We start from the raw sequence: 12,020 nt of genomic DNA, 5'->3' as shown, positions 1-12,020 counted from the left end.
CCACATCAGTGTAAGGGGGTCATTTTTGGACGCCGATCACCCCGTTACGGGGTCAAAATTGCACGCCTGTTCACACCCGACGCCCTGATGCAGATCCGCGACCGCTTCGGGCCGGACCTCAAGATCCTGCACGATGTCCATCACCGCCTGACCCCACGCGAAGCGGCCCAGTTCGCCAAGGAGGTCGAGCCGGTCCGGCTGTTCTGGCTGGAAGACCCGACCCCTGCCGAGGATCAGGATGTCCTGCGTCTCATCCGCCAGCACAGCACCACGCCCATCGCAATCGGCGAGGTCTTCAACTCGATCTATCAATGCAACAAGATGATCGAGCAGGAATTGATCGACTTCATCCGCGTCGCGGTGACCTACGCCGGCGGCATCACTCCGGTCAAACGCATCACCGATCTCGCGGGGCTCCACAACGTCAGCACAGGCTTTCACGGCGCGCCGAGCCATTCGCCGCTCTGCATGGCCGCGCAAGCCCATCTCAACGCCTGGGCGCCGAATTTCGGCATTCAGGAGTGGCTTGTCCTCGGCACGCCCGAATGTGATGCACTGTTCCCCACCGAGCACCGGATGGAGAATGGCATGGTCTGGGTCAGCGACGCACCGGGCCTCGGCATGGATCTCGACGAGAGCGAGGCGGCCCGCTACGAATACGAGCCCTCCAGCCACCCCGTCACTCGGCTGACCGACGGCACGCTTTGGAACTACTGATCGACGGCCAACAAAGACCGGAGGCGCCTGACCATGCGCCACCGACCCCTGCAGATATTCGACGGCGCGGGAAGGTTTGCATGGGCGTATGGCGGCAATTTTCTTTCGGCGCCGACTGGCCTGAACCCTCGGTTGGCGCGTCTTGACCGGAGTTGTTCGGGACCCTGCATGCTGGGTTCCGGCTACCTTGTTAAGGATTTTGCAAACCTCAACGATCTAACGCAAGCGCTCGAGCACGCTCTCAAACGGAGGGGCGACCTTCAGTGCTTTGAGCAGCCGCATGACGTTCAGAGGTGGCAGCCGGCCCTATGCAGACCTTTGCCAAGACAGCCCCCGCTGCGGCGCAGCTTCCCCATATCGGTCCTCCATCGCAGCGTGCAGAAAGGCTTCCCAGGCCAAAGTGATAAATGTGGGCGAAGCTGTCGCTCGTTGCCCAACCAATGAAAATTGCTAAATATCCTAAGCAGGCCTTCATTTTGCTTTCCGCTCGCCACTTATAGTGCGGCCACCGATGAAATGCTCACAATGTCAGAGTGATCGGCCACGAAGTCGCCCGAATCTTCCGTAGGCGAAATTCAATGATGGCTCAGCCTTCTGAAATCCGCCACAGCCGAGTCGAGACCGACGAGCCGTAGTAGGCTCTACACGAAACCGGGCGTTTGACGTAGCGCCATTCCGAATAGGACCTACATCGTCAGGTACATCTGGATCGCGGAATCACTATACGGAGGCTGCCAGCCTCGCTTGCCGTTGGCGGCGGCATCCAGGCCATGGCCAGATCGAACCAAATCGTCAGCGAGCCGCGCTGCTTCGCCGCTTTGTTGTAGGCTGACCAGTTCTTGGTCTTGTCGCGCGGCGCCACAGGTCTGCTCTCACAGACAAACTACTACGCTGGATTCGCGGGTTAAATACCCCAACCGGCCTTTGCGCAATAGAGCCCCCGCTCCGGACAAAGAGCAACATACGCCACCCCCCACTGGACATCTCCGAGGCGTCGCCGGTGGGTCCCGAAGAACGCAATACACCAAAAAACTGGAACGCACAGGGAGAGGCAAGGTCTATTATTGTACAACCACCTCAACCTAAACCAAAAAAAAACGTTGCCCGACAATCAGAGCTTGAACAAATAGTTTTGATCTGAAACGCTATGCTGCGGAGAGGGGTGATCGGTAGTGTCGAAAACAATACGTGTCTTACAAATTGGTGACATTCATCTTCCTGACTGGCCAGATACCAGGACAGCTATTGATGACAAAGACAAAACCTTCTCATCCGAAATAAAGAAAGAAGTAACTTCTCGTCCACTGCAAAACATCCTGCGTCGCTTGAACGAGATCACTACCTCCGGCATGATAGACGCCATAATATGCATGGGGGATTACACCTCTCGCGGGCAAACTGACGAGATCAAAAAAGCAGTCAAAATAATTGACAGCCTAACCAGTGATAGCTTTACCGATGTTCCGCTCAGAAAAATGGGGGTGCCCGGCAATCATGATGTATCAAGGGAAGACGCTGTAGCTTTTGGTCAGAGCGGGAAATTTACCCACGTAGAAGAGGCCTTTCGCAGTTGCGATTGGGATGCTCCACCTATCGATGAATGCATTAAGTACGAAATCGGGCGTTCAAGCGACGCCAAAATTGATGTACATTTGCTCAACTCAAGCTTGGGCTCATGGTCAACTCACCTGCTGCCGCAACCTTTATCTGATTCACTTCAAGGAGATAGACTTAATGAACAGCAAGTTCAGCTAATAGGTGCTGATCCAAACGGGAAAAGCTGTGACGACGTAGGGGACAGCCCGTCGTTCAAAGATCGGCGGGAGCAGGGCTACTATCAATTGGACACACCCTATCTCTCGAACCAGTCTCTCTCTTCTATGAAATCTTTCAGCACACGATCCGATAAAGATTCCGTCTTAATTGTCTCACATCATAACTTGTTACCACAGTCCACGCCGAGAATTACTCACTATGCCGAAATGCTCAATGCGGGGCAGGCTCGAATGTTTTTGCAGAATCTCAACAAGACCGTGATTTACTTGCACGGGCACATCCACACGGATCCTGTTGAGAAAATTTCATTTCCTGCCGCTGACGCCAGCGCGCAGCGAGGTGGCGAAATCATAAGCATCTCAGCACCCGCAATATGGGACGGATTCAACGAAATTTGCTTCTTCTTGGACGACGACGGAGAGATTTTTTTGTTACGAGTAACGGAATACCGCCCTGATTCTCTTGGGCATTTAGGAAATTTTTCAGACCAGGTGTCTCGATATATTCCAATACAAAATAGAATTGAGCATTTAGTGACACCGGAAGTCCAGAGAGTTTGGTCAGCCATTCGCGATAAGCGTACAGTTTCGTGGCCTGAACTTGTAGAACTTGGGAAGAAACAAAGTTTGTCTTCGGAGAAGATCGAGCACGCAATCTTAAGCTTGTTTTGCTGTGCTCTCGTGCAGATTGGTCAACTTGGACGCGACAAGACCAGGTGGAGAGTCCGTGTTAATGAGAGAGCAGCATGAAAAATCCATTTAGACCAACAAAGTTCGAATGGGAGGATGATCCGCAAATTTGGCTATCGCCGACGGCGAGGGGCCTTACCCAGAGCCTGAAGCCCGTTTACATAAGTGGAACCCGGGGAAGCGGGAAAACGACAATACTCAGATCTCTAAGCTCTAAGATCCTACTGGAAAGTGCATTTCTTCGGCTACAGTTCTCTACAAAAACTTTTACTTGGTTTGGTGTGTATCTACAATTTAACCGAAATTTGCAGTTTTACACCTCTGAGCTAAGCCAACTACTCAATTCAGCAAGATCTGAATCTCAGCCTGAAATTACTGAGTATGAAGTCTTCTCGAAGTATTTCGAGGTAAGTTTGTTGTCTGCTTTCCTTGAAGAAGCCAAGGAACTTGAATCTCGTGGCATCCTTCACACGAAGGCCGCGAACGAAAGAGAAGCCTGTAGGGAACTTGAATCTATATTCGTGGATTGCGATATTCCAGGGGTAAAATTGATAGAGGACTTTTCAGATGCGAGACGCCTTTGCGAAAAGATCCTTGATATTTTTCTGGCCCGAGATTACGACTATTCGCCTGAGTTTGTCCGCCGGATAATATCAGCATTTAGGACCGGCCGACTGATAAGGTTGATAAAACGCAGTGGTGTACCCGCCCTCTCATCAGCGAATTTTCGAGCGACTAAACCACTTGAGTTATTCATTTTGATCGATGACTGTGAGAGCTTGAGCTCGATACAACAGCGAGCGCTCAACACCTACATCCGGCAAACGGAAGGCGAAGCTAAGTGGGTGGTGTCATATCTGAGTGGTCAGTTCAACACGACAGATACATTGTTGCCAAACACGTCGCTCATTGAGGCCGATAGAGATATAATACGCCTGAATAGCATGTCCGATAAAGATTTCACTAATTTTTGCGAGAAGGTGGCGGACATAAGGATCAAAGGGACTATAACAGACAACGTGGCAAAGCGCGTATCTGATGAAAAGTCTTTTTCTTTTGGAAAGTTCGGCGATTATTCCTACAATGACTTGTGCGAGGAGTCGTTGAGACGCAGTCAATCTAAGCATGTTCGCCGCTTAAGAGAGGATGTGGCTCATACCAAAGCACGATTGAGAAAATGTTTGCCGTCCCGTCTTTTTAAAAGGTTTCATTGCGATAGCAATCAATCTCCCTTCATCGAGCATATCTTGGTGACCGAGTTGGATCTTGATGTTGAAAGGTATGTGCGTGAGCAAAGCGAATTGACGCTATTACAAGTCATTGCGCGAAAGCAGGTTGCCGCATTCATTTATCTGTGTCGAAGCGTTAACACGACACCACGTCTGTTTGGAAAAAATGTGGCATCAGCGTTTTCCGACACGACGATACGGGATTTTTTGGACTTAATGGCTGAAGTGTTTGCAGCTGGCCTCTCACTGGAAAACTCAGACGCAGTTTCCGAGCAAACGTTTTCAAAACGGGCGCGTAGCTTTTTGGACATGCGTTCTCCGATACCCATGTCCCTGCAAGACAGTGCTATAAGGAGAGCATCTGTTGCCAAACTTCAGTCGGTAGAGGCGCTGGCTTCTTCGACGGAACCCCACATCGCCAATTTTGTTCGAGGAATTGGGTATCTTACGCGGGAATTGCATGGTTTGCGGGATCGGCCATCGGCGCTAAGGGTGGCCGAACGCGGAGTGTTTCGAATAAATGTCGATGCGGTGGATGCACAACTCGGTGAATCCTCGAAACTTGGTGACTTCTTAAGAATAGCGCGTCGCACGGAACGTGACGGGTTCGTCAAAATAGTTGAGATGCCAACTCATTCCGAGCCGTTTATTCGCTTGCGTATTCACAAACGTCTCTGTCCTTTCTTTGAATGCTCTCCCAGAAGCGCCTATGAAACTGTTACGCTGTCGACACGCGACGTAATCACGATGCTCATGTGGGAGCCGGATAAAGATATTGAGAAGTGGTGTGAGGTCTGGGTAGAACAGAAAGCTGCCCAGGGCGAGTTTAGATTTGGCGGGCCGGAATGATTAAGTTTAAAGGTTACTCTATATCAGAGTCATTCTGCGATAATGGCGCTTGTGTTGAAGCAGATGTTGGGGTTTTTGTTTCTGGATGGGAGGAACGGTCTAATCATGTTGCAAGTAGTCTAAGTCTGAATATTGGAACTTCATTCTTAGTCAGCTTTGATGGCGATGGGGTTGACGCTGAGTCATCCTCCGAGTTCCTTCAGTTGTTGAAGTCCGGGTCAGAACATGTCGTTCCTTTGAAGTTTGGGTGCGCAAATCAGCGCAATATGTGGAATGGTTCGGTTGACCACTTTCTGGCAAATTCGACTTTAACACAGTGCCGTTCAGTGGTTGTTGATTACTCATGTATGCCGAAAGCAGTCACCCAAACGATGTTTAGAGGAATGGTTCGAAAAGGTTTGTTCGCCAAGGCAACGTGGCTCTACTCTATGGGCGTGTATTGTGCTGAAGACGGGAATATGACTTTTGCACAGGGGGTCAAGAGTTTTTTCCCAATTCGACATACACCAGGCGATGGCGGCATGTCATCTAAGCGTGTCGCAATAGTGGCGATAGGCGGGGATGAGGGGCTTATCATTGAATATTTGGAGCACTATAACTTTGATCGGATTTTTTGCATCTGCGGTGAATCACAGAAGAGTTCAGGGTTGAGCGAGAATATCCGCGCGATTTCGTCGAGGTTATTGTACGACAACAAGATATCCAAAGATGACGTAATTACCTGTGATGCGTCCTCAGTAGTTGATTGTCTTGATAAAATGCAGACGATCGTTAGGTCTTTGGATAAAAATACGAGTATTGAGATTTTTTGTACTGGCCCCAAATCACATTCGGTCGCGGCGTGCATTTTAGTCGAGAAATATCCATCTGTTCGCCTGATGGGCCGCGACGTTTCTACATATTCGCGACACAACGTCCGTGCTGAAGGTGCGATTTCTCGGGTTGACCTAATCGACTACTCGAATCCGGAAGTCCGTTTTGTGTTGTCTTAGGGTCAGAATTTCTAACCGGCATTTGACGACCGCCGAGAGGGCGGTGGCTACAAAAACTCCTTTGGACACCGACCATAGCGGGGGGAGTTCCTCTGCCAATCCTTGAGTTTGCCGAGCATGATCTCAATGCGGTTTCGCTATTTGTAGCGTCGTTCGTCGTATTTGACCGGGGTATTCCGCTCATTCGCCGTACAGTCATTGATGTAGGCTGCAGCATGCTCACGCCGAAGCTGGCCTCTTTGAACGACCGCTTTCGTCCTGCCTTCGGGCGATCCTCGCGAATGCAGCGAATTCACACTTCCCGCCCATCATGCCGGTTTATGCGCCGGCGAAACTTCAGCGCGTGCATATACCACCAATGGCAGCTGACTCCTGCACTGCCGGCACGGTTTCCAAACACCCTCAGATTTCTGAGTACTGTTTTCCCGTATAGTGGCACTTCGCCCTGATGCGGATTTTGTAGCTTTTCTTTGCTCCCCGACCCGCGCGGACCCATCTCCGGTCTGCAAACGACAGGAGAGAAGAATGCGTATCGCACAAGGTCCATTGGGGGCAGCCAATCAAAGTGAGCTTGGCCACTGGCTTGGCATATCGCGCAACCGCGTCCAACAGTTATTGGGTGACCTCGGGGTGCAGCCGCACGGGCGGAAATATCCCTGGCGGCGCGTGATGGAAGGCGTGTTGGCCCTGGCGCCGGAGGCGGTCGGGGCCGAGCTGGTGGACGACAAATTGATGTCGCTGGTCGAGGCGGCCGAGGAACTGGGTCAGTCGACCGAGGAGTTGAAGGGAAGGGCGCTGCGAGGCGACGAGCCACTGCCGCCGCTCTATGTTTTCGGACCAAAACGGCAGCTGTTCATTCGCAGCCAGCTGCTGGGTCTGGCTCGCAGCCCGCGCAATCGCTTCCCGGAGCTGGCCCTGAATGACGCCCTGTTCATGAGCCTCGCGGACCTGGCCTCGAAGATGGGACACCCCGCCAAGGACCTGGCCTCGGCCTTCGAGGCAAAAGTATTGGCGGAGCCGAAGCACGTGGTGCTGACCGGCGGGGTGAAGCGGTATTTCAAAGCCGACGTGTTGCGGCTTTGCCCCTCGGCAGAGGACGACACATCGGCCCTCGACAGGGCCCCGGAACCGGTCTTTGCCGTCGGCGTGCTGGGCGCCGTGGCGCGGTCGGTTGTCCGGAAGGCCCTGTGACGAGAGGGCGCCCCGATGCACCGGATTGCCGGAATCTGCACCCTGGCCCCCCCCCGGCGCACCCTGGGCCCGGCGATGTCAAACTGCCGGCCTTTTTCGGGTCCGGTAAAACAAGAGCAGAATGACATTTTCTGCACCCAAGCCCTTCGGATGCACCGAAAACGGCCAATCTCCCATTCGCAACCACACGGACATATTGAATGAGCATACTCACCCACTTCACAAATTCCATGGCCGTTCCGACCGGCACCGAGACCCCAACCCCCAAGACCCTGCAAGACGTGCAGGACGAGGCCATGGAGCTGGGGCTCGCCGATGTGGCGCGTGCCATCGGGCGGCTTGCCGAGTTCTTCGCCGCTCCGCTGTCGAGCTTCGAAGCCGACCTCGACTGGTTCGACCGGAACTTCGCCCTGGCGAAACGCACAGGCCAGGTGCCAGGGCAGGAGCGTAGTTTCTGGAAAACGGTGAACGCCTACAACAAGTGGCGTAACAAGGTGCGACGCCGGATCGAGCACAGCATTGGGGCGGTTGCAGAGAAGCAGGAGCGCAAGGCGCGAGCCGACGGTTGGGCTCCGCTGATCGACCTCATGGGTGTCCTGTCGTGCGACGGCGGCCCGATCCACGCTGCAGAAGTCGGCGTCGCGGTCGCATTGGCCGACTGGGCGCGACGCTTCGACGTGGACGGGCCTCTCCAGCTCGATCGAGAGGCGATCGACCGCTTGCTCGACCACGCCCCCAGCGAGAAGCGTCGCAAGAGCCTGCTTGGTGGGCTGGGTGTCCTCAAGCGCTACCAGCCGATCCGGAGCATCGCCACGCATTTGCCGGACAATCTGGATGTCGAGACCGTCCGTCGTCGCTTCGAAAACGTGCTGCCTCGGCACGTGGAGGCCTGGGTCGATGCCGCGATCGAGACCGGTCGGCTGTTCGGGACGACCTACGACCCGACGACCAGACAGCATGCCGGCGGATGGCGACCGGCGACGGTCACGACCAACAGGTCTGCGCTGCGGTCGTATATCTGGAGCGCCTCGCTGGAGCGTGGTGGCCCTGTCGACCTCGAAAGCCTGTCGGACTTCTCCGAGCTCTTCACCGAAGCGACAGCCTGGCGCGTTGTGGCCGGCTGGAATGACGGCTCGGAACTCCCGGACGGCGTCCTGGCCCGAACGGCGTACAAATATGTCTCTCGCGTGATGACCATCCTCGACCGCAACGGGATGGACGCGGGTCCTCTCGCCACTGTGCGCAGAAACAGCACGTTCCTGATTGAAGGCAAGCAGGCCGAAGACGTCATGTCGCCGAAGACCATCCGGTTCTGCCGTCCCCTGGTCGAAGACCTGAAAGCGCGCAGGCAGTTCCTCACACAGCACATCGCCTATCGCGAGCGCGCCGAGGACCTGCTGGCGACCGACAAGGTGCTGCCGGAGACGCAGTTGACCCAGCTTCGCATGTTCGGGGTCTCAGCGGCCTTCGCGGCGATCGAGCTCTGCGGTGCAGCGCACCGGGTGACCAATGTCCTGCAGCTGCACCATCGCGGGATGTCGCCGAACCTCTTGCTGCCCAACGGGAAGGCAAATTACTACCAGATCGTGCTGGACGCGAAGAAGATGAAGGTGGCCAGGCACAAGCCTGTCCCGCAGCCCAAGATCAGGAGGAACGCGCTGGAGGGCGCACAGACGCTGGACTGGTATCTCAAGTCCATCCGCCCGCTGTTTCCCTATGGCAACCCTGCCTGGTGCAGTGGCGTTGACCAGCCGTTCCCGAACCTGCGGTTTCGAGAACTCGAGACGCCCTCCAAGCGCTTGGAATCCTGTTATCTTTTCGTCGCGCCGCGCTCAGCGGACCACCTCTCGAAGTCCGTGCTCTACACCTACCTCTGCGACGCCAGCGACGCGATCGGTATGCCGCTCACACCGCACAACTTCCGTCATGGCCTCGCGTCGATCCTGTTGAAACGATCTCTGGCCAACGTAGGTAAAGTCGCGACGTTGCTCAACAACACACCAGGCGTGGTCTTGCGAAATTACGGCTGGATCAACGAGGAGGCCGTCATCGAGGAGGTGCAGGACGAGATTGTCGAGGAGGCGCTGTCTTGAGTGCCGAACGTTTTCGCATCCTGGCGAAGCCTGCCTGGCAGACGATCGTCGGCCATCCTGTCGTCTCGTCGCTGAGCCTCGACCAGCTGCGCGCCCTCGACGGGTTTTTCGAGCATCTCGCGCAGTACCGCGTCACCGATCCGCAGCCGGAAGACTTCCTGGCCTTCGCGTCGCTCGGTCCCGGCGGCCGAGCCTTGCAGCACCTGCATGCTGGATTGGCACGCTTCGACGCCTCGGACCCCAACCTCGAGCACGTCGACGCGGCTCTGGCGCACATCCTGCCCAAGGAGAACTTCAAGGGCCATACCGGCAAGGGCAGGGCGACCTATACTCGAAGCGTGTCGGTTTCCCTTGAGGAACTGCCGCCCAGCTGGAGGCAGGTGCTGCAGGACCTCGATGTGCGCCGAATGGCAGGGGACCGGAGCGCGCCGGCCCCTTCCATTCTGGACCGCATGAAGCAGAAACTGGGACAGTATATCCTGGTGGTGCGCCGCGAAGGCCTGCCCGAGGAGTTGCACCAGGAGGGCCTGACGGCGTTCTACGCCGATCTCTCGTCACGACGCAGTCTCGCTTCCGGCGCGCCCTTGCGACCGGCGACCCTGCGCGCGACCTGGGAGGAGTTGGCACGCTTCGCGCGCCATCGCGGGACATACCCGGACGAGTTGATGCAGGCGTTGCGTCAGACCTTCCGAACCCTGACCGACGAAGAAGCGACGACCACGCAGCTCAAGTACGAAAAACTGCACGGCATCGGAGGTCCCCCTGACGTCATTCGCGAAGCCTTGAAGATGGTGGAGACCGCCCAAACCAAAGCCTCGCCGGCGACCCGTCACAACCTTCGCAACCGGGCCGCGGCCTTCGCCTTGCCGGCCGTCCTGCCTCTTCGGCGCGAATGGCACCGGATCGTCTTCGGCAAGACGCTGTTCTTCGAACGCGGTCGCTACCGGCTCCGAAACTACAAGCCCGGCAAGACCTCGCTGCTGGACGGCAGCCGCGCGTTCCCAGGGTCCATTCATCCGATGCTGTCGCGCTTCGTCGATGCGTTGGTCCTGCAAGACAACGATCCGCGGTATCTCAAGGCTTTGCGCAGTCATGCCGAGACCGTGCACCGCCCGCTTTTCGTACATCCTGACGGCACCCCGGTGGCAAGGAATTACGTCACCAACGTCTGGCGCGACGTGGCGGGCACCGGGGCCCATGCCGCGCGCACCATGATGCACAACCACTTCGGGGCACGCGGCGAGGAGGGGGTAAGGAAAGCCATGATCCTGTGTCAGCAGCGTTCTCGCCAGAGTGCCGATCGATACACCAGCGCGTCGGTGGGCGAGCATCACCTCGAGTTGGTGAGCGAGGACCTGCTCGACGAGTTCACATCCCTTCAGGCCTGCGAATAACGGAACCGATGGAGGCCCGCGTCTCCCCGTGTTGCTGCTCTTTCTTGCGAGAGCAGCAACACGAGGAGGACGCGTCACCAGGAAAGCAATAGCAGAACACAGAAAACACAAAACCGGCAACGACCGGCTCCGGCATCGATCCGAGGCCGGAGCAGGCATGACATGAGCAAGAAGCCGGGCCAGGGGCCCTGCGGTAGCTGAGAGGAGTAAGGCCGCTCTTGTAGATTTCGCATGGTGCGAGATGCAACATCGAGGAGAGTTCCGGATGTTCGACACACCCTTCATGTCAACCCAACTGCATGCTTTTGCGGCAGAAAATCAGGAGGCGCTGCAGCATGCAGCTTACCTTCTCGGCGGCAGACCCTGGTTGCGTCGCAGCCAGCGCCTGCTCGACGATCTGGCCCAACAAGGGCCGGTCACCAGCCGCATGCGTCGCGAGGCGCGGGCGCTGCACCGGCTCCTGAGCCTCGACTTCGGCCACGATCCGGAAAGCCCGGAGGCCGAGTTCTTCGCCGTGCTCGATCCGATGGATCCGCAGGTCGAGGAGATCTGCCTCCTGACAGAGGCTCTCGGCGCCGCCGTCGAGGCGGTGGAGGTTAAATCTGGACGAGGCACATCGTTCGGGGAGGTCGCTCATGACTGACGACCAACACACCCCGGTCGAGACCGCCATCTACCTGGCTCTGGTCGCCGCGGAATCCGTCGAGAAGGCACTCGCAGAGGTCCACGAGGCAGACGCCCTAAACGAAACCAAAGTGGCCGCGTTCAACGACCTATGCTCCGGTACTCTGACGGCCGACAGCTTCTGCCGCCAGAATTGCGTACGATTGCGCACCCTGGCGCTGTCGCTCGACCCCGACATTCGGGAGCAGACCGTCTCGTGGTTCGTCCACGACGAGCACGACATGTCGGGCGGCCACGAGGAAAAGTTCACCTCACCGCAAGGGGACACCCTCGTCCATCTGCGGTTCGCGGTGCGCAACCTCGCCGACAGCCTCTCGCATGTCGTCAGACTGCAGGAGGCGGAGCAGCTTGCCGGGTTGCTCGATTGACAAACGGCTCGGCCGAGGGAGCCCCCTCGGCCGAGCTG

9 protein-coding genes and 2 pseudogenes are annotated in these 12,020 nt (G+C 56.4%); 9 read left to right on the top strand and 2 right to left on the bottom strand.

The genetic code is table 11. The annotated features are described in order from the left end of the window. Positions 1 to 87 precede the first annotated feature (87 nt). Positions 88 to 717 carry an enolase C-terminal domain-like protein gene (locus tag ACN0SE_RS17220; RefSeq protein WP_417525766.1) on the top strand — a complete coding sequence of 210 codons (630 nt, stop codon included), beginning with the start codon at positions 88 to 90 and terminating at the stop codon, positions 715 to 717. Between the two features lie 644 nt (positions 718 to 1,361). Here the strand turns inward: ACN0SE_RS17220 and ACN0SE_RS17215 are convergent. Continuing rightward, a pseudogene (locus ACN0SE_RS17215) lies at positions 1,362 to 1,579 on the bottom strand (transposase); the annotation flags it as partial. Positions 1,580 to 1,889: 310 nt separating this feature from the next. On the opposite strand from ACN0SE_RS17215, the gene ACN0SE_RS17210 reads away from it, so the two are divergent. Genes ACN0SE_RS17210 through ACN0SE_RS17200 form a run of 3 tightly spaced genes read left to right on the top strand, consistent with a single transcriptional unit; the run spans position 1,890 to position 6,252 of the window. Next, a complete protein-coding gene (locus ACN0SE_RS17210) occupies positions 1,890 to 3,242 on the top strand; it encodes a metallophosphoesterase family protein (protein WP_417525765.1) in 1,353 nt (450 codons plus the stop codon). Next, a complete protein-coding gene (locus ACN0SE_RS17205) occupies positions 3,239 to 5,260 on the top strand; it encodes a hypothetical protein (protein WP_417525764.1) in 2,022 nt (673 codons plus the stop codon). The genes ACN0SE_RS17210 and ACN0SE_RS17205 overlap by 4 nt, the downstream gene beginning before the upstream one ends. Further along, complete coding sequence (locus ACN0SE_RS17200) at positions 5,257 to 6,252, top strand: hypothetical protein (RefSeq protein ID WP_417525763.1); 996 nt, start codon at positions 5,257 to 5,259, stop codon at positions 6,250 to 6,252. Before ACN0SE_RS17205 ends, ACN0SE_RS17200 begins: the two co-directional genes overlap by 4 nt. A 47-nt stretch (positions 6,253 to 6,299) precedes the next feature. Here ACN0SE_RS17200 and ACN0SE_RS17195 read toward each other — a convergent pair. After that, a pseudogene (locus ACN0SE_RS17195) lies at positions 6,300 to 6,431 on the bottom strand (IS5/IS1182 family transposase); the annotation flags it as partial. A gap of 346 nt (positions 6,432 to 6,777) precedes the next feature. Between ACN0SE_RS17195 and ACN0SE_RS17190 the strand changes: the two are divergent. The 5 genes from ACN0SE_RS17190 (at position 6,778) to ACN0SE_RS17170 (ending at position 11,982) form a co-directional block, all read left to right on the top strand. Beyond that, complete coding sequence (locus ACN0SE_RS17190) at positions 6,778 to 7,443, top strand: hypothetical protein (RefSeq protein ID WP_417525762.1); 666 nt, start codon at positions 6,778 to 6,780, stop codon at positions 7,441 to 7,443. Positions 7,444 to 7,643: 200 nt separating this feature from the next. Then, on the top strand, positions 7,644 to 9,536 hold the full coding sequence (locus ACN0SE_RS17185) for a hypothetical protein (RefSeq protein WP_417525761.1): 1,893 nt from the start codon (positions 7,644 to 7,646) through the stop codon (positions 9,534 to 9,536). Then, positions 9,533 to 10,930 (top strand): hypothetical protein, encoded by a 1,398-nt coding sequence (locus ACN0SE_RS17180; protein WP_417525760.1) that lies wholly within the window; start codon positions 9,533 to 9,535, stop codon positions 10,928 to 10,930. Before ACN0SE_RS17185 ends, ACN0SE_RS17180 begins: the two co-directional genes overlap by 4 nt. 265 nt (positions 10,931 to 11,195) lie before the next feature. After that, positions 11,196 to 11,573, top strand: a complete 378-nt coding sequence (locus tag ACN0SE_RS17175) for a hypothetical protein (protein ID WP_417525759.1) — start codon at positions 11,196 to 11,198, stop codon at positions 11,571 to 11,573. Next, positions 11,566 to 11,982 carry a hypothetical protein gene (locus tag ACN0SE_RS17170; protein WP_417525758.1) on the top strand — a complete coding sequence of 139 codons (417 nt, stop codon included), beginning with the start codon at positions 11,566 to 11,568 and terminating at the stop codon, positions 11,980 to 11,982. Before ACN0SE_RS17175 ends, ACN0SE_RS17170 begins: the two co-directional genes overlap by 8 nt. Positions 11,983 to 12,020 lie beyond the last annotated feature (38 nt).

The sequence above is a fragment of the Marinovum sp. genome (genome assembly GCF_048263515.1).
Taxonomy (GTDB): domain Bacteria; phylum Pseudomonadota; class Alphaproteobacteria; order Rhodobacterales; family Rhodobacteraceae; genus Marinovum.
The sequence above is the reverse complement of the archived record's forward strand: the minus strand, read 5'-3'. Positions and strand labels throughout refer to the sequence as shown.

What these genes read in the sequence shown, in the direction of transcription:
- ACN0SE_RS17190 (WP_417525762.1), top strand. Translation starts at nt 6,778, where the DNA reads ATGCGTATCGCACAAGGTCCATTGGGGGCAGCCAATCAAAGTGAGCTT.
- ACN0SE_RS17220 (WP_417525766.1), top strand. Translation starts at nt 88, where the DNA reads ATGCAGATCCGCGACCGCTTCGGGCCGGACCTCAAGATCCTGCACGAT.
- ACN0SE_RS17200 (WP_417525763.1), top strand. Translation starts at nt 5,257, where the DNA reads ATGATTAAGTTTAAAGGTTACTCTATATCAGAGTCATTCTGCGATAAT.
- ACN0SE_RS17170 (WP_417525758.1), top strand. Translation starts at nt 11,566, where the DNA reads ATGACTGACGACCAACACACCCCGGTCGAGACCGCCATCTACCTGGCT.
- ACN0SE_RS17205 (WP_417525764.1), top strand. Translation starts at nt 3,239, where the DNA reads ATGAAAAATCCATTTAGACCAACAAAGTTCGAATGGGAGGATGATCCG.
- ACN0SE_RS17185 (WP_417525761.1), top strand. Translation starts at nt 7,644, where the DNA reads ATGAGCATACTCACCCACTTCACAAATTCCATGGCCGTTCCGACCGGC.
- ACN0SE_RS17175 (WP_417525759.1), top strand. Translation starts at nt 11,196, where the DNA reads ATGTTCGACACACCCTTCATGTCAACCCAACTGCATGCTTTTGCGGCA.